This window comes from Rhizobium freirei PRF 81 (assembly GCF_000359745.1).
Lineage (GTDB): Bacteria > Pseudomonadota > Alphaproteobacteria > Rhizobiales > Rhizobiaceae > Rhizobium > Rhizobium freirei.
Genome location: NZ_AQHN01000010.1, coordinates 52,708 through 77,863, shown reverse-complemented (window position 1 = coordinate 77,863; position 25,156 = coordinate 52,708). Strand labels below are relative to the sequence as shown.

At 60.0% G+C, this 25,156-nt stretch carries 25 protein-coding genes; 16 read left to right on the top strand and 9 right to left on the bottom strand.

The window, feature by feature from the left end; genetic code table 11:
- The first annotated feature begins 124 nt into the window (after positions 1-124).
- Positions 125-976 carry an AraC family transcriptional regulator gene (locus RHSP_RS03320; RefSeq protein WP_004108983.1) on the top strand — a complete coding sequence of 284 codons (852 nt, stop codon included), beginning with the start codon at positions 125-127 and terminating at the stop codon, positions 974-976.
- Positions 977-1,025: 49 nt separating this feature from the next.
- Here the strand turns inward: RHSP_RS03320 and RHSP_RS03315 are convergent, their stop codons facing one another.
- On the bottom strand, positions 1,026-1,652 hold the full coding sequence (locus RHSP_RS03315) for a glutathione S-transferase family protein (RefSeq protein WP_004108978.1): 627 nt from the start codon (positions 1,650-1,652) through the stop codon (positions 1,026-1,028).
- 121 nt (positions 1,653-1,773) lie between these two features.
- Positions 1,774-2,988 carry an NADP-dependent isocitrate dehydrogenase gene (locus RHSP_RS03310; protein WP_004108975.1) on the bottom strand — a complete coding sequence of 405 codons (1,215 nt, stop codon included), beginning with the start codon at positions 2,986-2,988 and terminating at the stop codon, positions 1,774-1,776.
- 222 nt (positions 2,989-3,210) lie between these two features.
- Here RHSP_RS03310 and RHSP_RS03305 point away from each other — a divergent pair, with 222 nt between their 5' ends.
- The 12 genes from RHSP_RS03305 (at position 3,211) to RHSP_RS03250 (ending at position 14,719) form a co-directional block, all read left to right on the top strand.
- Complete coding sequence (locus RHSP_RS03305) at positions 3,211-3,813, top strand: hypothetical protein (protein WP_004108972.1); 603 nt, start codon at positions 3,211-3,213, stop codon at positions 3,811-3,813.
- A gap of 227 nt (positions 3,814-4,040) precedes the next feature.
- Complete coding sequence (locus RHSP_RS03300; protein ID WP_004108969.1) at positions 4,041-4,895, top strand: RNA methyltransferase; 855 nt, start codon at positions 4,041-4,043, stop codon at positions 4,893-4,895.
- Positions 4,876-5,676 (top strand): glutamate racemase, encoded by an 801-nt coding sequence (gene murI / locus RHSP_RS03295; RefSeq protein WP_004108961.1) that lies wholly within the window; start codon positions 4,876-4,878, stop codon positions 5,674-5,676. The genes RHSP_RS03300 and murI overlap by 20 nt, the downstream gene beginning before the upstream one ends.
- A 3-nt stretch (positions 5,677-5,679) precedes the next feature.
- Positions 5,680-6,144, top strand: a complete 465-nt coding sequence (locus RHSP_RS03290; protein WP_004108958.1) for a GNAT family N-acetyltransferase — start codon at positions 5,680-5,682, stop codon at positions 6,142-6,144.
- Positions 6,145-6,341: 197 nt separating this feature from the next.
- Entirely contained in the window at positions 6,342-7,487 is a 1,146-nt protein-coding gene (locus RHSP_RS03285) for an alpha-hydroxy acid oxidase (protein WP_037149385.1), read from the top strand.
- A gap of 131 nt (positions 7,488-7,618) precedes the next feature.
- Entirely contained in the window at positions 7,619-9,136 is a 1,518-nt protein-coding gene (locus RHSP_RS03280; protein ID WP_037149382.1) for a helicase HerA domain-containing protein, read from the top strand.
- A 231-nt stretch (positions 9,137-9,367) separates the two neighbouring features.
- A complete protein-coding gene (gene rpsD, locus RHSP_RS03275) occupies positions 9,368-9,985 on the top strand; it encodes a 30S ribosomal protein S4 (protein ID WP_004108946.1) in 618 nt (205 codons plus the stop codon).
- Between the two features lie 71 nt (positions 9,986-10,056).
- A complete protein-coding gene (locus RHSP_RS03270; protein ID WP_004108943.1) occupies positions 10,057-10,986 on the top strand; it encodes a glutaminase in 930 nt (309 codons plus the stop codon).
- Between the two features lie 60 nt (positions 10,987-11,046).
- On the top strand, positions 11,047-11,943 hold the full coding sequence (ttcA, locus tag RHSP_RS03265) for a tRNA 2-thiocytidine(32) synthetase TtcA (protein ID WP_037149380.1): 897 nt from the start codon (positions 11,047-11,049) through the stop codon (positions 11,941-11,943).
- A gap of 68 nt (positions 11,944-12,011) precedes the next feature.
- Positions 12,012-12,839 (top strand): inositol monophosphatase family protein, encoded by an 828-nt coding sequence (locus RHSP_RS03260; RefSeq protein WP_004108939.1) that lies wholly within the window; start codon positions 12,012-12,014, stop codon positions 12,837-12,839.
- A 16-nt stretch (positions 12,840-12,855) separates the two neighbouring features.
- Positions 12,856-13,680, top strand: coding sequence for an inositol monophosphatase family protein (locus tag RHSP_RS03255; protein ID WP_004108937.1), 825 nt, complete (start codon positions 12,856-12,858; stop codon positions 13,678-13,680).
- 115 nt (positions 13,681-13,795) lie between these two features.
- Positions 13,796-14,719 (top strand): adenylate/guanylate cyclase domain-containing protein, encoded by a 924-nt coding sequence (locus RHSP_RS03250; protein ID WP_004108935.1) that lies wholly within the window; start codon positions 13,796-13,798, stop codon positions 14,717-14,719.
- A gap of 18 nt (positions 14,720-14,737) precedes the next feature.
- Here RHSP_RS03250 and RHSP_RS03245 read toward each other — a convergent pair whose 3' ends face one another.
- The 3 genes from RHSP_RS03245 to grxD form a co-directional block, all read right to left on the bottom strand.
- The gene (locus RHSP_RS03245) at positions 14,738-16,018 is read right to left on the bottom strand and encodes a multidrug effflux MFS transporter (RefSeq protein ID WP_004108933.1); all 1,281 of its coding nucleotides are present in this window, start codon (positions 16,016-16,018) and stop codon (positions 14,738-14,740) included.
- Positions 16,019-16,031: 13 nt separating this feature from the next.
- On the bottom strand, positions 16,032-17,264 hold the full coding sequence (locus RHSP_RS03240; protein ID WP_037149376.1) for a multidrug effflux MFS transporter: 1,233 nt from the start codon (positions 17,262-17,264) through the stop codon (positions 16,032-16,034).
- Positions 17,265-17,403: 139 nt separating this feature from the next.
- On the bottom strand, positions 17,404-17,739 hold the full coding sequence (gene grxD, locus RHSP_RS03235) for a Grx4 family monothiol glutaredoxin (RefSeq protein ID WP_004108929.1): 336 nt from the start codon (positions 17,737-17,739) through the stop codon (positions 17,404-17,406).
- A 380-nt stretch (positions 17,740-18,119) separates the two neighbouring features.
- On the opposite strand from grxD, the gene RHSP_RS03230 reads away from it, so the two are divergent.
- Together RHSP_RS03230 and RHSP_RS03225 are read left to right on the top strand one after the other, a co-directional pair.
- Positions 18,120-18,422, top strand: a complete 303-nt coding sequence (locus RHSP_RS03230) for a hypothetical protein (protein ID WP_004108926.1) — start codon at positions 18,120-18,122, stop codon at positions 18,420-18,422.
- Between the two features lie 224 nt (positions 18,423-18,646).
- On the top strand, positions 18,647-19,846 hold the full coding sequence (locus RHSP_RS03225; protein WP_004108914.1) for a hypothetical protein: 1,200 nt from the start codon (positions 18,647-18,649) through the stop codon (positions 19,844-19,846).
- Here the strand turns inward: RHSP_RS03225 and RHSP_RS03220 are convergent.
- The 3 genes from RHSP_RS03220 to RHSP_RS03210 all read right to left on the bottom strand — a co-directional run bounded on the left by RHSP_RS03220 (position 19,832) and on the right by RHSP_RS03210 (position 23,276).
- A complete protein-coding gene (locus RHSP_RS03220; protein WP_004108912.1) occupies positions 19,832-20,065 on the bottom strand; it encodes a BolA family protein in 234 nt (77 codons plus the stop codon). The two genes, RHSP_RS03225 and RHSP_RS03220, sit on opposite strands and share 15 nt — an antisense overlap.
- Positions 20,066-20,080: 15 nt before the next feature.
- Complete coding sequence (gene purL, locus RHSP_RS03215; RefSeq protein ID WP_004108905.1) at positions 20,081-22,312, bottom strand: phosphoribosylformylglycinamidine synthase subunit PurL; 2,232 nt, start codon at positions 22,310-22,312, stop codon at positions 20,081-20,083.
- Positions 22,313-22,406: 94 nt separating this feature from the next.
- On the bottom strand, positions 22,407-23,276 hold the full coding sequence (locus tag RHSP_RS03210; RefSeq protein WP_004108902.1) for a LysR family transcriptional regulator: 870 nt from the start codon (positions 23,274-23,276) through the stop codon (positions 22,407-22,409).
- Positions 23,277-23,383: 107 nt separating this feature from the next.
- On the opposite strand from RHSP_RS03210, the gene RHSP_RS03205 reads away from it, so the two are divergent.
- Positions 23,384-24,373 carry a nitrilase family protein gene (locus RHSP_RS03205; protein ID WP_004108899.1) on the top strand — a complete coding sequence of 330 codons (990 nt, stop codon included), beginning with the start codon at positions 23,384-23,386 and terminating at the stop codon, positions 24,371-24,373.
- Between the two features lie 54 nt (positions 24,374-24,427).
- Here RHSP_RS03205 and RHSP_RS03200 read toward each other — a convergent pair whose 3' ends face one another.
- Positions 24,428-25,042, bottom strand: coding sequence for an acyloxyacyl hydrolase (locus RHSP_RS03200; RefSeq protein WP_004108897.1), 615 nt, complete (start codon positions 25,040-25,042; stop codon positions 24,428-24,430).
- Positions 25,043-25,156: the final 114 nt, after the last annotated feature.

The window sequence follows — 25,156 nt, the reverse complement described above, 5'->3', positions numbered from 1 at the left end:
ACGATGATGATAAAAGTGGCGGATGCTTCGGCATTCGCCACTTTTGTTTGTGCAGGCAACTCCGCAGGATTTGTCAAATCAGGTTATGGTCTTGTCGGGCCGATCGATTTGCAAAGGGTTTGACATGAATGGTGGAACGGCGTGGACGCTTTACGAAACCCGGTTGCGGCGGGTTTCGGCCTATATCCACGAGCATCTGGATGATGAGCTCGATATGGAAAAGCTCGCCGAGATCGCCTGCATGTCCAGCTATCACTGGCACAGGATCTATCGGGCGATCTATGGCGAGACGGCGGCGGCAACGGTCAAGCGACTGCGGCTGCATCGTGCCGCCGGCGATCTCGTCAACACCCGTCTATCCGTCAGCGACATTGCAAAGCGGTCGGGCTATCCCAACCTCCAGTCGTTCAACCGCATCTTTGGATCCGTCTACGGCATGCCGCCGGCGCGATATCGGAATGAGGGAAGCCACACGATCTTCGAACCTAGCACCCAAGGAAGGATTACTGTCTTGTTCGACGTTACGCTTCGCACCATCTCCCCGATGTCACTCGTCGGTGTCGCCCATCGCGGCTCCTATATGCAGATCGGCCAGGCTTTCGAGACACTTTTCGGCACTATTTTTGCCCGTGGCCTTGCCGGGCCGGACATGCGCATGATCGGCATCTACCTCGATGATCCCGATGTCGTGGATGCGGATAAGCTGCGCTCCTATGCCTGCGTCACCGCAGGAGAGGCCGTCGCCGCCGACGCTCCGCTGGAGCGGCGCTCGCTCGAGGGCGGCGAATATGCCGTGCTGCGCCACAAGGGGCCATACGCAAACATGCACAAGGCCTATCAATGGCTCTATGCGCAATGGCTGCCAGCCTCCGGTCGACAGTTGCGCGATACGGTCATGTTCGAGGAATACATCAACAATCCGCGCGACGTGCCCCCGACGGAACTTTTGACCGATATCTATATGCCGCTGAAATAGCGGCATATAACGCCGTCGATTGAGGATTCTTCCTCAATGCCTTGTATTTTCAGGCGTTTGTCTGTTTGGGCATGGCCGCGTTGTCGATATCGCTGGCGCGGCGATAGGCGTCGCGGTCGCTGACGCGGCTCCAATAGTCGATGAAGGCCGGCCGCTTTTCGATCGTCCCGAAATTGAGGCCGTAGCCGATATGCGAGCCGACATAGACGTCGGCTGCGGTAAAGCGATCACCGGCGATGCAAGGAGAGATCGAGACCGCGTACTCGATCGTATCCAGCACGCTTGCGAAGCTGCCGCAGCCGGCCATTCGCACGCGCTCCGGCGGAATCTCGAAACCGAGGGCGCGATTGGTGACGACCATTTCAAATGGCCCCGCGGCGAAGAACATCCAGCGGAAATAACGGCCGCGCTCTGCAGCTGTGGGCGCGAGACCCGCCTGAGGAAAGGTCTCCGCCAGATAGGCGCAGATGGCCGCGCCTTCGGTGACCACTGTATCGCCATGCTTGATCGCCGGCACCTTGCCCATGGGATTGATCGAGAGGTATTCGGGCGCCTTCATCGTGGTCGCATAGTCGAGATACTCGGTGCGATAGGGCTGACCGATCTCCTCGAGCATCCAGCGGGCGATGCGTCCGCGCGACATGGGGTTGGTATAGAAAACGAGTTCTTCCGCCATCTGTCTCTCCCTTTTTTGTCGGGCGCATTGTTGCCACCGGTTGGCGGCGACGGCAAGATTTTCCGCAAAAGAAAACCCGGCATGGAGGCCGGGTTTTCGCATATTCCGTTGTCGGTAAGGCTTAGGCAGCCATGGCCTTCTTGAGGTTTTCGTCGATCTTGTCGAGGAAAGCGGTGGTCGAGAGCCACGGCTGATCGGGGCCGATCAGCAGCGCCAGATCCTTGGTCATGTAGCCGGCTTCGACGGTATCGACGCAGACCTTTTCCAGCGTGGACGCGAACTTCGCGAGTTCGGCGTTGTCGTCGAGCTTGGCGCGATGAGCGAGACCGCGGGTCCAGGCGAAGATCGAAGCGATCGAGTTCGTCGAGGTTTCCTGGCCCTTCTGGTGCTGGCGGTAGTGGCGGGTAACCGTGCCGTGTGCGGCCTCGGCTTCGACCGTCTTGCCGTCCGGCGTCAAGAGAACCGAGGTCATCAGGCCGAGCGAGCCGAAGCCCTGGGCAACCGTGTCGGACTGGACGTCGCCGTCGTAGTTCTTGCACGCCCAGACGTAGCCGCCGGACCACTTGAGAGCCGAGGCAACCATGTCGTCGATCAGGCGATGTTCGTAGGTGATGCCGGCTTCGTCGAACTGAGCCTTGAACTCGTTCTGGTAGACTTCTTCGAAGATGTCCTTGAAGCGGCCGTCATAGGCCTTGAGGATGGTGTTCTTGGTCGAGAGGTAGACCGGCCACTTGCGCATCAGGCCGTACATCATCGAGGCGCGGGCGAATTCGCGGATCGACTCGTCGAGGTTGTACATGGCCATGGCAACGCCGGCACCCGGAGCGTTGAAGACTTCCTTCTCGATGACCGTGCCGTCTTCGCCGACGAACTTGATGGTCAGCTTGCCCTTGCCGGGGAATTTGAAGTCCGTGGCGCGATACTGGTCGCCGAAAGCGTGACGGCCGACGACGATCGGCTGCGTCCAGCCCGGAACGAGGCGCGGAACGTTCTTGCAGATGATCGGCTCGCGGAAGATGACGCCGCCGAGGATGTTGCGGATGGTGCCGTTCGGGCTTTTCCACATTTCCTTGAGGTTGAATTCCTTCACGCGGGCTTCGTCCGGCGTGATCGTGGCGCACTTGATGCCGACGCCGTACTTCTTGATGGCGTTGGCGGCGTCGACGGTGACCTGGTCGTTGGTGGCGTCGCGGTTCTCGACCGAGAGGTCGTAGTAGTCGATATCGATGTCGAGGTAGGGGAAGATCAGTTTTTCTTTGATGAGCTGCCAGATGATGCGAGTCATTTCGTCGCCATCGAGATCGGCAACGGGATTTGCGACCTTGATCTTCTTCATGCTTCTGCCTCGTTTAAGCTGATGGGACCGGATGGTCCTGTGAGTAATGGGAAGTCCCGTGCGCTATAGCACCGCAAGTGCGGAACGCAAAGCCGATAGAGCCTCTCGCATGGCGTTTTTGATCGTTCGTGACATCACCTGCTTTTTACGCTCGGGCCATTGCCAAAGCGGTCGATGGGTCTAATGTCGCGCATGTTTTGCCGATCGCAACGGAATCATATCATGCAGAAATTTGCCGTATCCGCGCTTGCCTTCACACTCTTTCAGTTTTCGCTCGGTGCGCATATGGCGCTCGCCGCCGATGCGACGACGCCGGTCAAGGTCATCATGGATGCGACCGTCTCGAACTGGGCGGGCGGCGACAGCGACTGGCAGGACATTTTCGGCGAGGACAAACTCAAGGATGTCTACAGCAAGGATTTCACCGCCAAATACCAGGCGGCAGCGCAATTTCCCGCAGCGGACGAAGACGGGATTTCGCCGTTCGACTATGACGTTATCGTCAATGCGCAGGATGCCTGTCCGCTGGAGGACGTGAAGATCACCGCCCAGCCGCCCAAGAACAATGCCACTGAGGTGCTGGCGACCTTCAAGAAGTCTACCTGCATGGGCTCCGATGCCGATTATCAGAAGACGACCACTGTGCGTTTCGAGGTCATCGAAGAGGGTGGACGGCCCGTCGTCGACGATATCGTCACGAATGACGACAATGGCAATCCCAGCTCGCTGAAGAGCGTGATGCAGGATCTCGTCAAACAGCAGCAGCAACAGCCTGCCGATCAGAAGCAACAATCCACTGATCAGCAACAGCCGGCCAAGCAGTGATAAATCCGGCGCGGTTTGCCGACCTATAATATGTAAAAACCTTGCCGATCCGCGCCTGTCTCGCTATTGCGACCCCAGAGCCGGATGATTTCAGGTCGAACAGACCTGAAATCATCCGGCTCTGGGGTCAGGAAAATAGAGCGTGATGTCGTCCGAAAACTGCTAGCACTTTTCGGCTTCATGCTCGAATTGGCGCGAGCGGGCTCGCGCGCGGAGATTTAGGCATCATGGCAGGCACGAACAGCGATCGTCAACTTCTGGCCGAAGGGCCGGCCGTCATTCTGGTCGAGCCGCAGATGGGCGAGAATATCGGCATGGTGGCCCGCGCCATGGCGAATTTCGGCCTTGCAGAACTGCGTCTCGTCAATCCGCGCGACGGCTGGCCGAACGAAAGGGCGCAGGCCACGGCTTCCAAGGCGGATCACATCATCGAGGCGACGAAGGTCTATGATACGCTGGAACAGGCGATCGCTGATCTCAATTTCGTCTATGCGACGACGGCGCGGGAACGGGACGGCTACAAGCCGGTGCGTTCGCCCGTCGTTGCTGCCGAAACCCTTCGCGCGAAGTTCAAGGCGGGCGAGGGCACCGGCATCCTCTTCGGGCGCGAGCGGTGGGGACTGACGAACGAGGAAGTGGCGCTGGCCGACGAGATCGTCACCTTCCCCGTCAACCCGGCCTTTGCGTCCTTGAATATCGCCCAGGCCGTGCTGCTGATGTCCTATGAGTGGATGAAGTCCGGCATGGGGGATCTGGGTGCAGTGCCATTCCAGGCGCTCGAACAGCGGCCCTCGACGAAGGATCAGCTTTTCGGCCTTTTCGACCAACTCGAAGAGGCGCTGGATGCGCGCAATTATTTCCATCCCGCCGGGAAAAAGCCGAAAATGGTCGACAATCTCCGGGCCGTCCTCTCGCGCCGGGCGTTCACCGAACAGGAAATCAGCGTTCTTCGCGGGGTGATCTCGTCTCTCGATCGCTTCACGCGGAAATCTCCGCGCGGCAGCGGCTCGCTTCCCCGGCCCAGCAAGACGCCCTCCAAAGCGCCCAAGGAAACCTCAAGCGATGACAGCAACGGCGAATGAGTTGAAACCGGTCCTTGTCTTCGATTCAGGGATCGGTGGTCTGACCGTGCTGCGGGAAGCGCGGGTGCTGATGCCGGAGCGCGGCTTCATCTATGTCGCCGACGACGCTGGCTTTCCCTATGGCGGCTGGGAAGAGCCAGCGCTGAAGGAGCGCATCGTCGATCTCTTCGCCAAGCTGCTGGCGCAATATGATCCGGAAGTCTGCATCATCGCCTGCAATACGGCTTTTACGCTTGTCGGCGCCGATCTGCGCGCGGCTTTTCCGCAGATGACCTTCGTCGGCACCGTGCCGGCGATCAAGCCGGCCGCGGAGCGGACGCGTTCGGGCCTGGTTTCGGTTCTGGCAACGCCGGGCACAGTCAAGCGAGCCTATACGCGCGACCTGATCCAGTCTTTCGCCACGCAATGTCACGTCCGGCTTGTCGGATCGGAGAATCTGGCCCGGCTGGCGGAGAGCTATATTCGCGGCGATGCGATTGCCGACGATGCTGTCATGACGGAGATCGAACAGTGCTTCGTCGAGATGGATGGCCGGAAAACCGACATCGTCGTGCTCGCCTGCACACATTATCCGTTCATGGCCAATATCTTCCGCAGGCTTTCGCCCTGGCCGGTCGACTGGCTTGATCCGGCCGAGGCGATCGCAAGGCGCGCCCGCAGCCTGGTGCCGCAGGCAGCCGATGCGGTTCATCCCGACAATTTCGACTTTGCGGTCTTCACCTCCGGTGCGCCGGATTTCCCCACCCGGCGGCTGATGCAAGGTTTTGGGCTCAAGGCTTGATAGATGACTGACAAGATTTCATTGCGTAAACTCGATTTCGCCGACATGCCGGCGGCTGCGGCGGTTCATCGTGCGTCCTTTAACGAACGGCTGCCGACGCTTGCCGGGCTTCATACTCCGGAAGAAGACGTTGGCTTCTGGGGCGCCGTTGTCTTTAAGGATTGCCAGATCTGGGGTGCGGAAGAGGGCGGGCGCCTCGTCGGCGTCATCGCTTTTCTCGAGGATTGGATTGACCAGCTTTACGTTCTGCCCGAGGCACAAGGCCGCGGCATCGGCAGCCGCCTGCTCGATATCGCCAAGTCGGCCTATCCCGTACTTTCGCTCTGGACATTCCAGAGAAATGAGCCTGCCCGCCGCTTTTACGAAAAGCATGGCTTCTTCGTGGTTGACGAGTCGGACGGGGCAGGCAATGAGGAAAAGGAGCCGGATGTGCTCTACAAATGGGAAGCACGCTTGCACCGGATGTAATGCAGGATCTGACCAGAGTGGATAATTCCAGGTCAAATCGACCTGGAATTATCCACTCTGGAAACAAAGAAGTGGAGCATGATGTTGTCCGAAAACCGCTCACACTTTTCGGCATCATGCTCTGTGCGGCGGGATATTGGGAGATCGATACTTGATGTCTTTTGAGAATGATTACTGTGTCGTCGTCGAGGCAAGCCATGCGTCTGCGTGAGTGCCACAACTTCCATGATTTTCGCCTTCTCGCGAAAAAGCGTCTTCCCGGGCCGATCTTCAACTATATCGACGGCGCAGCCGACGATGAGGTGACGCTGCGGCGAAACACGTCGAGCTTCGAAAGCTGCGATCTCGTGCCGAACGTTTTGCGCGGGGTCAGCGAGATCGACATGTCTGTCACCGTCATGGGACAAAAGCTCGCGACGCCCTTCTACTGCTCGCCGACGGCGCTGCAACGGCTGTTCCACCATCAGGGCGAGAATGCGGTTGCCGCTGCCGCGTCTTCACTCGGCACGATGTTCGGCGTCTCATCGCTCGGCACCGTCAGCCTTGAGGAAATACGCAGGAAGTATCAGGGCCCGCAGGTCTATCAGTTCTATTTCCACAAGGATCGCGGGCTGAACCGGGCGATGATGGAGCGCGCCAAGGAGGCCGGCGTCAACGTCATGATGCTGACGGTTGACAGCATTACCGGCGGCAATCGCGAGCGCGACCTTCGCACCGGCTTCTCCATTCCGTTCAAGCTCAACCTTGCGGGTCTTACCCAGTTCGCCATCAAGCCGGCCTGGGCGCTCAACTATGTGACGCACGAGAAATTCCGTCTGCCGCAGCTCGACGAGCATGTGGACATGAGCGGTGGCGCTATGTCGATCGGCAAGTATTTCACCGAGATGCTCGATCCGTCGATGAACTGGAATGACGTCGCAGAGATGGTGAAGCACTGGGACGGACAATTCTGCCTCAAGGGCATCATGTCGGTCGAGGACGCCAAGCGCGCCGTCGATATCGGATGCACTGGCATCGTGCTGTCTAACCATGGCGGTCGCCAGCTCGACGGCTCGCGCTCGGCATTCGATCAGCTTGCCGAGATCGTCGATGCCGTCGGCCACCGCATCGACGTGATGATGGATGGCGGTATCCAGCGTGGCACGCATGTGCTGAAGGCCCTGTCGCTCGGCGCCAAGGCGGTTGGCCTCGGTCGCTTCTATCTCTATCCTCTGGCCGCTGCCGGTCAGGCGGGGGTAGAGCGCGCGCTACGGCATCTGCGCACCGAGGTCGAACGCGACATGAAGCTTATGGGCTGCACCTCGGTCAGTGAGCTGTCGCGGGCAAACTTGCGGTTCCGGTGACATCGCAATCGCCTGTGGGTTTTCTCAATCCGCGGGCGCGAAGCTTGGAAATCTTTGCTAGACGGAGGCGCGTCCTTTCAGAAAGATGGGACGCAGCCGCGTTTGATTCTTGATCATATAGGGGAAGTGCATTGCAGGTCGGCATCGACATGGGAACGGCGTCCGGCGGGACCAGCGCCCAGCTCGATATCGAGGAGCTGCTGGCGACGCGTCTCCTGGTACAAGGCAATTCCGGCTCGGGAAAATCGCATCTCTTACGGCGTTTGCTCGAACAGTCGGCGCAATGGGTGCAGCAGGTCATCATCGATCCCGAAGGCGATTTCGTCACGCTGGCCGACAAGTTCGGACATGTCGTCGTCGATGGCGAGCGCACGGAAGCGGAGCTTGCCGGTATCGCCAATCGCATACGCCAGCATCGCGTCTCCTGCGTGCTGACGCTGGAGGGGCTCGATATCGAGCAACAGATGCGCGCTGCCGCCGCCTTTCTGAACGGTATGTTCGATGCCGATCGCGAATTCTGGTATCCGGTGCTTGTCGTGGTCGATGAGGCGCAGATGTTCGCGCCTTCTGTTGGCGGCGACGTTTCGGAAGATGCGCGCAAGATGTCGCTCGGCGCCATGACCAATCTGATGTGCCGTGGCCGAAAGCGCGGGCTTGCCGGCGTCATCGCCACGCAGCGCCTGGCAAAGCTCGCCAAGAACGTTGCGGCCGAGGCCTCCAACTTCCTGATGGGCCGCACCTTCCTCGATATCGACATGGCGCGTGCCGCCGATCTTCTCGGCATGGACCGCCGGCAGGCGGAAATGTTCCGCGATCTGAAGCGCGGCAATTTCGTCGCGCTCGGACCGGCACTTTCGCGTCGGCCGCTGCCGATCGCGATCGGCACGGTGGAAACCTCGGCGCGCTCCTCCAGCCCGAAGCTGATGCCGCTGCCGGATGCGCCGCAGGATGTGGAAGATCTGATCTTCACGCCGGATCCGGAAGAGTTCACGCGCCCCGTCGTTCGCCGCGCCACGCCGGCGCCGCGGCCTACGACCGATATTCTGGCCGAGCTTTCCCGATCCGTGCCAGCAGCAGGCCCGGCACCCTCGGAGCCAAAGGTCAGCCAGCCGGAAATATCGAGTGAGGATCGCGAGGCGAGGGTCGGCGCCGTGCTCTCCGAGATCCTTGACGATCCGGCCTCCGGCTTCCGCACGGATTCGGTGCTCTATCAGGAGTTTCTGGTGCGGCTGCGCATGCGCCGCGTTCCCGGCTCGCCGATGAGCCTCTCGGAATTCCGCCGCCGCGTGGCGATTACGCGTTCCGGCGCCGACGAAGAGATCATGGCAACCGAGCAATGGGCGACGGCGCTCTCGCTTTCCTCCAGCGTTACCGACGATCTTCAGGGCGTATTCCTGATGCTGGCAAAGGCCGCCATTAGCGGCGAGCCGTGTCCGTCCGATGCCCGTATCGCCCGCGCCTACGGCACCCATTCGGCGCGGCGCGCCCGCCGTCTTCTCAGCTATTTCGAGGAACAGGGCAGCGTCGTCGTCCACACGGATTTCTCCGGCAAGCGTATCGTCGCCTTCCCGGATATGGGATGCCAGACCGCTCCGGGCGATGCCAATGCGCCTGATCTGGATAGCGGCGAGCAGGCAGCTGCGGAATAGCTGCCCTATTCTCGTTGAAGAGCGCTTGGCGCTGTTGACATTTTCATGACGACCGCTTAGAGACCGCCCAACGCCGGGCAGAAATGTCCGGTGTTTCATTTGACATGTCCCGTGGCTTTCTCCGTTCGCTAATGTGAGAAGCCTGTCAGAGCTCGAAAACGGAGTTCAGAGGAGGGCGTGTTTCCTTCGCGGTTCGGCAACGAGCCGCCATAACACTTGAAAGGAAATGCGATGAGCAAGCGCGAATCGTCCAAGTATAAAATTGACCGCCGTATGGGCGAAAACATCTGGGGCCGTCCGAAGTCCCCGGTTAACCGTCGCGAATACGGCCCGGGCCAGCACGGCCAGCGCCGCAAGGGCAAGCTCTCGGACTTCGGTGTGCAGCTGCGCGCCAAGCAGAAGCTGAAGGGCTACTACGGCGACCTGCGCGAGAAGCAGTTCCGCGCCATCTTCGCTGAAGCTGACCGCCGCAAGGGCGATACCTCGGAAAACCTGATCGGCCTGCTCGAATCGCGCCTCGACGCGATCGTCTACCGCGCCAAGTTCGTACCGACCGTCTTTGCTGCACGTCAGTTCGTCAACCATGGCCACGTCACCGTGAACGGCGTTCGCGTCAACATCGGTTCCTACCGCTGCAAGGCTGGCGACGTTATCGAAGTTCGCGAAAAGTCCAAGCAGCTCGTAACCGTCCTCGAGTCGGTTGCTCTGGCTGAGCGCGACGTTCCGGACTATGTCGAAGTCGACCACAACAAGATGGTTGCGACCTTCGCTCGCGTTCCGGCGCTCAGCGACGTACCGTACGCCGTCGTCATGGAACCGCATCTGGTCGTCGAATTCTATTCGCGTTAATAAGCGGATAACTTTCTTGATGAATGAAAAGCCGCTCGGTTCGAGCGGCTTTTTTGTCTTTGGAGCGCCTCATGACAGATTTGCAGGCTATTCTCGACGGCATTCATGCAGAGCTTTCGCCACGCATCGGCGAAGGCAAGGTTGCCGATTACATTCCTGAACTGGCCAAGGTCGATCCAAACCAGTTCGGTATGGCGATCGCCACGGTCAATGGCGATGTCTACAGCATCGGCGATGCCGCAGTTCCCTTCTCCATCCAGAGTATATCCAAAGTCTTCATGCTGACGCTTGCGCTCGGCAAGGTCGGAGAAAGCCTCTGGAAGCGGGTAGGGCGCGAACCCTCCGGTACGTCTTTCAACTCCATCGTCCAGCTGGAAAAGGAGGAGGGTATTCCCCGCAATCCCTTTATCAATGCGGGTGCTATCGCCATCAGCGACGTCGTATTGGCGGGGCACGAGCCGCGCGAGGCGATCGGCGAGCTGCTGCGCTTCGTGCGCTATGTGGCCGACGACGAGACGATCAGCATCGACGATAGGGTTGCCCGTTCGGAGACGCAGACGGGTTATCGCAATTTCGCGCTTGCCAATTTCATGCGCGCTTACGGCAATATCCATCACCCTGTCGAGCACGTGCTCGGCGTCTATTTCCATCAATGTGCGCTTGCGATGAGCTGCCAGCAGCTGGCCAAGGCGGGGCTCTATCTCGCTGCGCGCGGCAGCAACCCGATCACCGGACATTCCGTCGTCTCGCCGAAACGGGCGCGACGCATCAATGCGCTGATGCTGACCTGCGGCCATTATGATGGCTCGGGCGATTTCGCCTATCATGTCGGACTGCCGGGCAAGAGCGGTGTTGGCGGCGGCATCCTGGCTGTGGCGCCGGGCATCGGCTCGATCGCCGCCTGGTCGCCGGGCTTGAACAAGGTCGGCAATTCGCAGCTCGGTGCGGTTGCGCTGGAGATGCTGGCGGCGCGCACGGGCTGGTCGGTGTTCGGCGATTGATACGGTGTCTTCTTGCCCTGCTTTCTGCTATCAGCGTGACGACATGCAAGGAATGACGGAATGAATATCGCGACGACGGTGAAAGATGAAATCGATATCGAGGCTGAAGATGGTGGCTCTGCCGCGCATCCGATGTTTTCCGATGCGCCGCGATCCGTCTCCTTCAACAAGCTTCGCAAGCGCCTGCTGCGGCAGGTGCGCCAGGCAATGGACGATTTCCAGATGCTGAAGGGCCAGAAGCGCTGGCTCGTCGGGCTCTCCGGCGGCAAGGATTCCTATGGTTTGCTGGCGCTGCTGCTCGATCTCAAATGGCGCGGGCTGCTGCCCGTCGAACTGGTTGCCTGCAATCTCGATCAGGGCCAGCCGAATTTTCCGAAGCATATTCTGCCTGAATATCTGACGAAGATTGGTGTCACGCATCGTATTGAGTATCGCGATACCTATTCGATCGTGAAGGAGAAAGTGCCGGAGGGGGCAACCTATTGCTCGCTCTGTTCGCGCCTGCGCCGCGGCAATCTCTATCGCATCGCCCGCGAAGAAGGCTGCGACGCGCTGGTGCTCGGCCATCATCGCGAGGATATTCTCGAAACCTTCTTCATGAACTTCTTCCATGGCGGCCGGCTGGCTTCCATGCCGGCGAAGCTTCTCAATGACGAGGGCGACCTGATGCTGCTGCGTCCGCTCGCCTATGCGGCGGAAGACGATCTTGCCAAATTCGCTACCGCCATGCAGTTTCCGATCATTCCCTGCGATCTCTGTGGCTCGCAGGACGGGTTGCAGCGCAATGCCATGAAGGACATGCTTGCGGATATCGAGCGGCGCATGCCAGGCCGCAAGGATACGATGCTGCGCGCGCTGGCGCATGTGAATCCATCGCATCTGCTTGACCCGAAACTGTTCGATTTTGCAGGCCTGATGGCCCAGGAACCCTCGGCCAAGAGAATGGACGTCGAATAGGCGGTTTCGCCATACGACTGTCATCGAATCGGGCATAAGAGGAGGCCCTTCCAAATCAAAGGCTTCCGATGACTTTCTCCGATACTGATCTCGACTACCTGATGACGATTGTTGCCGAGGCGGCGGCGCAGGAAATCCTGCCTCGGTTCCGCAATCTGGGCGCTGGCGACATATCGGAAAAGACCTCGGTCATCGATCTGGTGACGGAGGCCGACCTGCTGGCTGAAAAATACATTACCGCGGCGCTGAAGGCGCGCTTCCCAACCGCTCTGATCGTCGGCGAGGAGGCCTACGACGCCGACAGGTCCGTCGTGCCGGCACTGGCGCATGCGGAACTCGCCTTCACCATCGATCCGGTGGACGGAACATTCAATTTCGCGGCCGGACTGCCGGTGTTCGGCACGATTATCGCTGTCATCGCCAATGGTCAGACCATCGCCAGCGTCATCTATGATCCCGTTCTCGGAGATACAGTTACCGCCATGCGCGGTGCCGGCAGCTTTCTGCGTCGGCGAACGGGCCAGGCGCGGCGACTTTCCGTCGCTCGCGCGGCTCCGTTAAGCGCAATGACGGGCGCGATATCCTGGGGACATATGGACGAGCCCGACCGGTCCCGCATCGGCGCGAACATGAAGAAGGCACGCATGGCTTTCGCGCTGAATTGCTCGGCTTACGAATACTGGATGGTGGCGTCGGGCAAATGGCATTTCATCGGCCATTCCAAGCTGATGCCCTGGGATCATCTTGCCGGGGTACTGGTGCATCAGGAGGCCGGGGGCTATACGGCAAAGTTCGACGGCACGCCCTACCGGCCCGGCGAGACGGGCGGTGGCATTATCTCAGCGCCGGATGAGGATAGCTGGCACATAATTCGCCGGGAAATCATCGGCGCCTGACAGGAAAGGACCAATCATGACTTCGCTCGTTGACGTTACCACGCTTGCCCATGTTCTGCGTCGCGCCGCACAGACCGAGATCCTGCCGCGTTTCCGTAGGCTCGGCAGTGACGACGTCCGCGCCAAGAGCGAAGCCACCGACCTGGTAACGGAGGCCGACGAGCGTGCCGAGAGCATGGTCAAGGCCGAGGTGTCGCGGCTTTGGCCGGAGGCGCTGTTCATCGGCGAGGAATCCGTCGCCGCCGATCCGGCGCTCCTCGACAAGTTGCAGGATGCGGACCTCGCCATCATCGTCGACCCGGTCGACGGCACCTTCAATTTTGCGGCCGGCATCCCGGCTTTCGGCGTCATGGCTTCGGTCGTCTCGAAGGGTGAGACGGTCGCCGGCATCATCTTCGATCCGATGGGCGACGACTGGGTGCTGGCGGAGCGTGGCAGCGGAGCATGGCTGCGCCGTCCGGACGGCGAGACGCTGCGCCTGAAGGTTTCTCAGCCTGTCGCATTGGACGAATTGGTCGGCATGGCCGCCACCGGCTATCTGCCCAAGGAGAAGCGCGCCGAGATCATGGGCAATCTCGCCAAGGTACGTTACGCGACCAGCTATCGATGCGCAGCACATGAATATCGCACGCTTGCCGGCGGTCATGTGCATTACCTGATGTACAACAAGCTGATGCCCTGGGACCATCTGGCAGGATCGCTGATTTCGCAGGAAGCGGGTGCCTATGTGCGCCGATTCGACGGGTCGCCTTATCTGCCGCGTCATCTCGATGGCGGGCTGCTGGTTGCAGTGGACAAGGATACCTGGGAGTTGCTGCGGCGTGAGGTCTTCACCATTTAAGGCGAGCGGACCGACCTGATAATCGCCGCTGCTACTTGGAAAGTGGCATCTGGAAAGCTATCTTTTTGGCAACAGGCGGGAGCCTTGGTGGGCGCCTGCTGCGGGGATGAGGTCCATGTCCGAAACGAGCCGCAAGCTGACTACCATCTTCTGCGCCGATGTGCAGGATTACACTCGTCTCATGGGGAAGGATGAGGAGGGCACGCTTGAAACTCTCCGGCGTTACCGCGATGCGATGAGCCGGCTGATAGAGGCGCATGGCGGCCGGGTGATCAATACCTGGGGCGATGGCGTCTTTGCCGAGTTTCCGAGCGTCGTCGAAGCGGTACGGGCGGCAATCGACGTCCAGAATGAATTGGCCGGCTACAACGCCGTCATGGATCCAGAAAAGCAGATGCTCTTCCGCATCGGTCTCAACCTCGGCGATGTCATCGCCGATGGCAACGATCTCTATGGCGACGGCGTCAATATCGCCGCCCGTCTGCAATCGCGCGCCGCTCCTGGCGGAATCGTCATTTCCAACACGGTCTACGACCAGGTCCGCAACAAGGTCGCAGTCGGTTTCGATTTTCTCGGTCAGCTGGACGTCAAGAATATCGAGGGCGGCGTACCGAGCTATGCGGTTCGAGTCGGTGGTGTACAGGTCGTCAATACCGCTGCGGACTACCGGCCGGCGCCTGAACCCGTTCGGGCACCTGACGTTGCCGCCAGTGAACCTGCGCTGCAAGACTGGCGGCGCAGCTACGGCGTGCCATTTGTCCTTGCCATCGGCCTTGCGGCATTCAATGGGCTCAACTGGCATGGAGAGTTCTGGGCAAAGTGGCCGATACTCGCGCTTGTCTGGGTGGCTGCAATTCGCGTCGTTCGAAGCAACAAGCAGATCGATATGGCCATTGCCGGTCTTGCCATTACCGGCGTCGGCCTCGTCGTGATCAATCTTTTCACCTGGCACGGAACGCCATGGGCGATCTGGCCCTTGTTCGGCATCGCAATCGCGGCCGCGGTGCGTTGGATCAGACGCCCACGCAGCCGCGTGTAATCACCGGGGTCACGCCGTTCAGACGTGACCCATGCCTGGTTCCAGCGCCGGCGTATCGCCGGGATGGGTGAAGAGCTTGCCGCGTTCGGCCCATAGCGTCGCCAGGATCGATAATACGCCGAATATGGTGAAGCCGGCGATCATCGGCTGGGCCGTACCATCGAACATCTGACCGACAATACCGCCGAGAACGACGCCGCCGGTGGTGGAGATCGAACTGGTGATGGCGGCTGCCGTGCCTGCGAGGTGTCCCATCGGCTCCAGGCTGATCGCCATGCAGTTGGTGGTGATGACTGCAAACATCATCAGCATGATCGAGATCAGCACATAGATGAATGTAAAGCTCGGCTGGCCGAACATGCCGACGACGTAGCCGACAACGCCCAGAAAGGTAAAGAGGATCATGGCGGCATGGGAGATGCGCCGCATGCCGAAGCTGCGGACGAAATAGCCGTTGGCGAACTGAGCCACCGCCGTCCCGGCTGCCGTCGCCGCGAAGGCGATCGGGAACCAGTCGCCCAAGCCATAGACCTCGCCGAAGACCTGCTGGACGGAGACGATGTAGGCGCAGATGACGCCAGTATAGAGCGTCAGGCCGATCATGTAGCCGCAGGTGATGCGGTTGGTCAGCACGGTCTTGAAACCGGAAAGGACGGATGCGACCGAAAGCGGCAGGCGCTCTTCGACCGGAAGCGTTTCCTTCATGCGGAAGACGGCGACCAAGAACAGGCCGGCGCAGACGATCCCGAGAAGGATGAAGATCCACTGCCAGTTGGAATAGGCAACGATCACCTGACCGACGAAAGGCGCTACCATCGGCATGATCATGAAGACGATCATGACATAGGACATCACGCGCGCCATCTCACGGCCGCCGAAGCAATCGCGGACGATCGCAAGGGTCGTGATGCGCACGGCTGCGGCGCCGACCCCCTGCGCGAAACGCAAGGCGAGCAAGGCAAAGAGACTGCCGCTCCAGGCGGCTGCAAACAGGGTCACGGTGTAGAAGGCCAGGCCACCGAGCAGAATGCGCCGCCGGCCATAGGTGTCCGACAGGCTGCCGAAGAAGAGCTGGCAGATGCCGAAGCCGAGGAAATAGACGCCGATGACCAGCTGCGTGTCATTGGGGTTGGCGACTTGAAGTGACTGGCCGATGTTCGGAAGCGCCGGCAGCATGCTGTCGATGCCCAGCGAGATGCTCGCCGTCATCAGCGCGATCATGATGATGAATTCGACGATGCCGAGGCCGATGCGGCTTGCGCCGGTTTTCGCCGATGTTTGGTCTTGAGGCGGGGTCATTTGATTTTGCCTGTCAATGCAAAGCGAGGGATTGATCGGCCGGCGGCGGCGCATTGTGCGGACGGAACAGCTTGCCCTTTTCGGCGATCAACACGAAGATGACGCCGATGAGGGACACGGTGAAATAGCCGATGACCATCGGCGTTGCCGTGCCGTCGTAGAACTGACCGATGCAAGCACCGATCGATGCGCCGCCGACCGTGCTCATGAAGCCGAGCACCGAAGAAGCCGTGCCGGCAACGTGGCCGAGAGGCTCCATCGCGAGTGAGTTGAAGTTGGAACCGATCCAGCCGAACTGGAACATGGCCAATGCGAAAAAGACCATGAACAGCGGGAAGGGCATCGGCGCCGGTCCATAAAGCTGCACCAGCAGCCAGCAGAAGGTGATGGCGACAAAGCCGAGCAGAGCCGTGTGCGACAGCCTGCGCATGCCGAATCGGCCGACGAACTGCGAGTTGACGAAGGACGACAGGGCCATGAACAGGGCCACGCCGCCGAAGGCCAGCGGCGTGTAGACGCCGAGGCCATAGATATTGTTGTAGATCTGCTGCGCCGAATTGATGAAGCCGAACAGCGCGCCGAACAGGAACGTGCTGGCAATGGTGTAACAGAGGGCGACGCGGTTCGTCAGAACTATCCTGAAACCGGCTGCAACGGATTTGATCGTGAGCGGTCGCACATTTTCCGGCTTCAGCGTTTCGGGAAGCCGGAAATACATCCAGGCTCCGACGAGCATGGCCATGACGCCGATGAAGACGAAGATCATGTGCCAGGTGCTGACCAGCAGGATGATCTGGCCGCTTCCCGGCGCAATGACCGGGACGATCATGAACACCATCATGATCAGCGACATCACCTCGGCCATCAGGCGACCGCCGAAGACGTCGCGGACGATGGAAATGGTGATGACGCGCGTTGCCGCCGAACCCAGGCCCTGAATGAAGCGAAGGGCCAATAGACCGGCAAAGGACGGTATCAGCGCGATGCCGAAGGCGGAAATAACATAGATCGTAAGACCGATCAGCAAGGGCATGCGGCGGCCGAAGCGATCCGACAACGGCCCGTAAATGAGCTGCGCTCCACCGAAGCCTATCAGGTAGGCCGTCACCACAAACTGGCGGTGATTCTCGTTCAAAACGCCAAGACTGGAGCCGATCTGCTGTAACGCAGGGAGCATGATGTCGATTGCAAGCGAATTGGTCGCCATCAGGAAGGCCGCGAGTGCGATGAACTCGCGCTTGCCCATGGGCAATTGCCCATGGGACAGAGCCTGGGATGAAGTCGTCACGGTTTTATTCCCATAAACATATCAAGGCGCCGCTCGGTGGCAGCGCCTTATCGATCGAATTGGACTATGGAAACCGGACGAAAAGCCCGGTGACCGGTCAGGCGGCGCCGCGAACGCTGATGCCGTTTTCCTGGAAGTGCTGCTGCAATTCGCCCGCCTGGAACATTTCGCGCACGATATCGCAACCGCCGATGAATTCGCCCTTGATGTAAAGCTGCGGGATGGTCGGCCAGTTGGAGTAGTCCTTGATGCCCTGACGGATCTCGGCGTCTGCCAGGACATTGATGCCCTTATAGTCGACGCCGATATAGTCGAGGATCTGAACCACCTGGCCAGAGAAGCCGCACTGCGGGAACTGGGGCGTGCCCTTCATGAAAAGAACGACGTCGTTGTTCTTTACCTCGTTGGCGATGAATTCCTGAATGCCGCTCATTGTCCAGTTCCTTTCACATGCAGAGTCAAGGTCCGCAGCGTTAAATCCGTTCCTTAAATAGCAAGTGACTGGCGCGATTTCCAGCCGCAAAACATAGGCATCGTCTTTTTCATCGCATGAATGATTCCAAGACCTGTCATTGAGGATGATGACAAAATTCGGTCATTAGCGACTTTTCTTGAACAGTGCGTTTTTGAAATGCCCCTTCAACTGGATTGCTGAACAACGCATATGAGCAAAAGACAAGGGTCGAATAATATTAGGCTGCTATGTAATTTACATACGGCCGGTTTGTTTGTTAGATTGGGTCGATTGATGCGACTTGGCACGTATTGGTCCCTTGCGAGCATAGCACTGGTATTTTCTAGGGAGCGGACACCATGAGCCACCATCATTATTCCGAAGGGCAGGTTGGTGAGGAGCGAGACTTTTACAGCTCCGAGGATACGAGCGAGGGCGAGCGGGAATATTACGAGCACGTCCGTACGCCGAGAGCTTCAGTCCTGAGCAGCACGGTGACGGTGAGTGCGATCGTGCTCATTCTCAGCATCGCCTTCGGCTATCGAGCCTCGATCGCCACGCCTTCGCCGCCGGCTGCGCCTGCAATCGTCGAGAAGATCATGACCGCGCCGCCGACGGACCCTTGTGCGGAGGTTTCCCCATATCCGCGCCGGGAATGCTGAGGCCTTACACTCGAACCTTGTCGTCGACCGGTGTGATGGCAAGGCCGGGCGCCGTAAGCCACGCATTTTCAAGTGCCGATCGGTAACCCCGCGAGAGTTCTATCCTATCTTTTTGTTTTTGGATGCTTTACGGCGGCTTGCCATGAAAAAGCCAGCAGCCCATGGTGTTGGCGATTTTCGGTATTGATCGATGTACTGACGCGCCCCCGGGAACCGACGACAATATGCATAATATCAAGAAGAGGGTGGTTCTCCACTTCCCTGGATTCGAGCCGCTGGATGCTGCCGCCCATCGCGCCCGCTACGAGCGCTCGGCACGGCAGAGTGCGGCCGTGTGGGATTTTTCCGCCTCGGTCGGCGAATTGAAGAATTTCGGCCGGGCGCCGTATTTCGACGTCAACGCGGCGGCGGCGGAATGGAATACGCAAAGCCGCATTCATATCGTCGATCATAATGATCTGGTCGCTGCGTTGAACGGCAAGCCGTTCTTCGCGCGGCTGCTGCGGGGCTATCTGGCCGCCGCAAAGGTTGTTTTGACCGGCGGTATGGTCGGCTATTTTCGCCATGCATGGCGTTTCGGCCTGTTTTTCATCTTTCCGTTTCTGCTGATGCTGGCCGGGCTGTTGATCAGCCTCTCGATCGCCCTTGCGCCATTCCTGCTTGGGCTGCCGGCCTGGAGCTACATCGGCAGCATCGCGCTGGCAGTCGCCTTTTTCGTCTATGTCTTTCTGCCGCAGGCCGAGAAGCTGCATACTCTGCATCTCTTTTCCGACTGGGAGATGGCTGTGGCGATGGCGGACCTGAACGGACTCGGCGCCGAACAATGGCTGGAGGCGAGCGCAATCAGCGTGCGCCAGGCCTTGGAAGAGCCCGACATCGATGAATTCGTCATTTCCTCGCATAGTATGGGCTCGTCCGTCGCGACCCATGTCATCGGCCTGCTGCTCGAGCGCGAGCCGGATTTGCTGCAGGGCAAGCGCGTGGTGTTCACGACGCTCGGCAGCGCCATCCTGCAATGCGCCTTGATGCGCCCGGCATCGGCGCTGCGCTCGCGTGTCGGGCTGATCGCGCGCTGCAAGGAGATCGTCTGGCTCGACGTTCACTGTCTGACCGATGCGATCCATTTCTATAAGGCGAAGGTTGCCGCCATTTGCGGGCATTCGGATGCCGCGCAGGCTTCGATCCTGTTCGTGCGCTTCAAGCACATGCTGACGTCGCAGCATTATGCCAAGATCAAGCGCGATTTCCTGCGGGTTCACCGGCAATATGTGCTCGGCCCGGATATTAGAGCTTCCTTTGACTTCACGCTGCTGACGGCTGGGCCGCTGCCAGCAGCGCATTTCGCGGAGTTCTCATCGAAGAAGCTGCCGGAGCTGACATTCAACTCCGGCGAAGAGGCGCAGGCGCTCTCAATCGGGCGCTGAGGTCTGCAGCGCAAGGGCGTGCAACACGCCGCCCATATTGCCCTTCAGGGCATCATAGACCATCTGGTGCTGCTGCACGCGGCTCTTGCCGCGGAAGGCTTCCGCGACAACTTCTGCGGCATAGTGATCGCCATCCCCGGCCAGGTCGCGAATCGTCACCTTGGCACCGGGAATGCCGGCCTTGATCATGTCTTCGATATCGCCGGGGTTCATGGGCATGAGTGGTACCTCGATCTATTCAGCGGCAGCGAGAGCGCTGCCATCCATGAAGGCAGGAAACCACGATTCATGCGCTTCGCGCAACTGTTCAACCGGAAGCGTTAACAGGCCGTCGATGGCGAGCGCATCGCCTCCGACCGTGCCGAGGCGGCGGAAGGGCACACCGGCGCTTTCGGCATTGATGCAGACGAAATCGGCGACGTCGGCCGGAACCGTAATGACGTAGCGAGCCTGATCCTCACCGAAAAGTGCTGCATGTGGCTGCGTCCGGCCTTCGCTGAGATCGATGCGCAGGCCCTTGCGAGATGCCATCGCCATTTCGGCAAGGGCAAGCGCCAGACCGCCTGACGAGATGTCGTGGCAGGCCGTGACCTGGCCATGACGAATGGCGGAGCGAACGAAATCGCCGTTGCGGCGCTCGGCGAAGAGATCGACCTCCGGAGCGGGGCCATCGGTCGAGCCGAGGATGTCGCGAAGATAGATCGAGGAGCCGAGATGGCTGCCGTCGACGCCGATCATCACGACATGGTCGCCTTCGGAAGCAGAGCCGATGCGAGCCATCGTCTTCCAGTCCGGCAGCAGACCGACGCCGGCGATGGTGGGGGTCGGCAGGATCGCGATGCCATTGGTTTCGTTGTACAGCGAGACGTTGCCCGAGACGATCGGGAAATCGAGCGCGCGGCAGGCTTCGCCGATGCCTTTGACCGCGCCGACGAACTGGCCCATGATCTCGGGCTTTTCCGGATTGCCGAAGTTCAGATTGTCGGTGGCGGCCAGCGGCTCGGCGCCCGTCGCCGTGATGTTGCGCCAGCACTCGGCGACTGCCTGCTTGCCGCCTTCGAACGGATCGGCTTCGACATAACGCGGGGTGACGTCCGACGAGAAGGCCAGCGCCTTGGTCGGATGGCCCTCGACGCGCACGACGCCGGCGTCACCGCCGGGAAGCTGCAGCGAATTACCCTGGATCAGCGTGTCATATTGTTCGTAGACCCAGCGGCGGCTGGACTGATTGGCGGAGCCGATCAGCGTCAGCAGAGCCTGGCCGTAGTCTTCCGGCGCTGCCACGAGACTGGCGGGCAGGGCGGCGCGCTTGTCGGATTCCCGCCACGGGCGGTCATATTCTGGAGCCTGATCGCCCAGATCCTTGATCGGCAGGTTGGCGACTTCTTCGCCCTGATGGATGACGCGGAAGCGCAGATCGTCGGTCGTCTTGCCGACGATGGCGAAATCCAGGCCCCACTTGACGAAGATCGCCTTGGCGATGGCTTCCTTCTCAGGCTGCAGCACCATGAGCATGCGCTCCTGGCTTTCCGACAGCATCATTTCGTAAGCCGTCATGTGTTCTTCGCGCACCGGCACCTTGTCGAGATCGAGCTCGATGCCGAGATCGCCCTTGGCGCCCATTTCGACGGCGGAGCAGGTGAGGCCGGCGGCGCCCATGTCCTGGATGGCGATGACGGCGCCCGTCTGCATCAGTTCGAGGCAGGCTTCCAGCAGGCACTTTTCGGTGAAGGGGTCTCCGACCTGAACGGTCGGGCGCTTTTCCTCGATCGATTCGTCGAATTCGGCCGAAGCCATCGTTGCGCCGCCGACGCCGTCACGGCCGGTCTTGGCGCCGAGATAGACGACCGGCAGGCCGACGCCCTTGGCTTCCGACAGGAAGATCGCGTTGGACTTGGCAAGTCCGGCCGCAAAGGCGTTGACCAGGATATTGCCGTTATAGCGCGCATCGAACTCGACTTCGCCGCCGACCGTCGGAACGCCGAAGGAGTTGCCGTAACCGCCGACGCCGGCAACGACGCCGGAGACAAGATGGCGGGTCTTCGGATGATCCGGCTCGCCGAAGCGCAGCGCATTCATGGCCGCGACCGGGCGGGCGCCCATGGTGAAGACGTCGCGCAGAATGCCGCCGACGCCTGTGGCAGCGCCCTGATAGGGCTCGATGTAGGAGGGGTGGTTGTGGCTTTCCATCTTGAAGACGACGCAATCGCCATCATCGATGTCGACGACGCCGGCGTTCTCGCCCGGGCCCTGGATGACGCGGGGGCCTTTGGTCGGCAGCGTGCGGAGCCACTTCTTGGAAGACTTGTACGAGCAGTGCTCGTTCCACATGGCCGAGAAGATGCCGAGCTCGGTGAAAGACGGCTCGCGACCGATCAGATCCAGAATGCGCTGATATTCATCCGGCTTCAGGCCGTGGGCGGCAATCAGTTCGGGGGTGATCTGGATCGAATTGGAAATGGTCATGGGCGCTCGGGTGTCCTTGCCTGTAAAGGGTTTGAAGGCCGGTCGGGGATCGGGGTCTCTTTAGCGCAAGTCTCCCTGTCGTGCGACAGGAAAATCACCGATGTTTCGATACATAATCGATAAATCGGCCCAAGAGAGGCGTTGCTTGCTTCCTGTGCCAGCAAAGCCCGACAGGCCAGGTGGATTCCATGCCGGAAAGAGGCTGCTGATGGGTGCGGCCGGCCAGAGCATTGACGCCGTGCCAGGGTAAAAATGCCGCTCCCAGCCCGGCGGCCACTACGGCATGTACGGTCAGAATATCTTCGGCATGTTGAACGATACGCGGCTTGAAGCCGTTCGCCGCACACCAACGGTTGACCTGGTCATCCAATCCCGGCCCACTGGACGGCGAAAGCGCCACGAAGCCGAGGTGGTTCAACGTCGACATTCGATCCGGAACAGGAAATTCCACCGCGCGGGGAAGCACCAATGCCAGTTGCTCCTCGACGAGCGGCATGAAAGACAAGTCCTCGCTTTCCTCCGGCGCACGGCAAAAGCCGACGTCGAGACGGCCGCTCAGCAGGCGCTGGTGCTGTTCTCGCGACGGCAAGTCATTGAGCGTAATCTGGCTGTCCGGCGTCACCGCGCGAAATCCGGCGATGAGTTCAGGCGCGATGATAAGTGTCGAAATGCCAAATCCGATATCCAGTTGCCCGGTCAGCCCGGCATTGGCGCGACGCATCTTGACGTCGACATCCTCGCTGAGGCGCAGGAGCGCCCGTGCTTCCCGCTTCAGCAGCATGCCCAACGGCGTCAGTAACGCGCCATGCCGCCCGCGCTCGAACAGCGCTCCTCCGACGTTCTCTTCCAATGCCTGTATCTGCTTGGTTAGCGTCGATTGCGTAATGAACAGCTTTGCCGCTGTCCTGCCATAGTGACCCGCATCGGCAAGCTCGACGAACGATCGTAGCAGCTTAAGTTCCATTCGACTTCCGAATATTTTTAATCCAAAGTTTCATTTTACAAAAGGGAACCGGCGCAGTCAAATCATGCCACGCACTCAATCGCCACAGGTCATCGGAGGCATCGGTCATGACATTCAAAGTTTCTTCCGTACAGTTTCAGCACAAGGCCAGCGACAAAGCCTACAATCTCTCGCGGGTCGCGCATTTCACCCATGAGGCCATTCTCGAGGGCAGCCAATTCGTCGCCTTCCCCGAGATGTGCATCACCGGATATTGGCATGTCCCCAAACTGGATCGGGATGGCCTATATGCGCTCGCCGAACCGCTTTCCGGCCCATCGATTTCCCATGTCGCTGCCTTGGCGCGCGAGAAGGGAATTGCGATCGGCGCGGGATTCCTGGAGCTGGACGAGGATCAATCCTTGTACAACAGCTACGCCGTCTGCATGCCGGACGGGCAAATTCATTGCCATCGCAAGCTGCATGCCTGGGAGCATCGCCTCATTTCCAGCGGCAATAGTTACACGGTTTTCGATACGCCTTGGGGCGTCCGCGCCGGCATTCTGATTTGCTGGGACAATAATCTCGTCGAAAACGCGCGAGCAAACGCCCTGCTTGGTGCGGAAATGCTGATCGCGCCTCATCAGGCGGGCGGCGGCTATTCCGTCAGTCCGCATGGAATGAAGCGAATTCCGGTCGAAAAATGGACCCGCCGTCACGAAGACCCGGAAGCGATCGAAGCCGAAATTCGCGGTCCCAACGGTCGGGAGTGGTTTATGCGCTGGCTGCCGTCTCGCGCGCATGACAATGGGATGTTTCTGGTCTTCAGCAATGGCGTCGGTCAGGACGAGGATGAGGTGCGCACAGGCAATGCCATGATCCTAGATCCCTATGGCCGCATTCTGGTCGAGACCTGGCAGGCGGCCGACGCAATGGTGACTACTGAGATCGATCTTGGTCTGCTGGACAAATGCACGGGGCAGCGCTGGATTCGCGGCCGCCGCCCGGAGCTCTACGGCTGTCTGACAGAGCCTAATCCGCAGGGCCTTTCGCCGATGGAGGCGCGGTTCTCCGATACCTCTACCCGCAAGCTCCCGCGCGCAGACGAGGCCTTGTGAGCGTCATCATGGATGCCGGGGAAGACGCGGCCATTGGCGGCCGCTCTCCGCTCGTCAGAACTTGTAGCCGACCATGAGGCCTACGCGCGTCATGCCGCCATTCGGGCCGTCGCAAAGATTGGCGTGCGACGAATGGGCAACCTGCGCCATCATGTTCCAGTGATTGTCGAAATTATATCCGAGGCCTGCATATTCGTGGAAGAGCAGCCGACAGCCGAGCATCGGGCCGTGGTCCTGCCAATCGTCGAGATTGCCGGTATGGACTGTTCCGCCGAAGCCGAGTTCCGTGAAAATGCCGTTGCTGTTCGTCAGCGTCCAGGAGAGACCGCCATAAACCTGCGTGGCGGAGCCTGCGGTGCCGATCGACGTTCCCAAATGGATACGTGGATGCGTCAGCTGATCTTTCCAGTTGTCGGTCGGATTGTAGCCGAACGGATTGAAGAGCACCTGGACATCAGGGAACACGCCCTTTTCGTGGTCACGGCCACCCTGGATGGAGGCGCTTGCTCCGAAACGCAGTTCGTCAAAGACTTTCGGGCCGGAGGCGACCGCTACCTGATCGGCGGCGGTTGCGGCGGATGCCTCCGCAGCAAATATGGAGCTGATTGCTAGAAAACTCGCTACTAAACTCTTACGCGAAACGCATGCTGAAACACTGTCGATAGCCATGCACTCCCCCTGAATGGCGGGCGAATCCCTAAATATCCATAGAATGGTGGGGGGCTAGGTGTCGAGACGGCAGGGCCGGAATTTCGCAAGATCGCTGTCGATAAACTAAGAGTC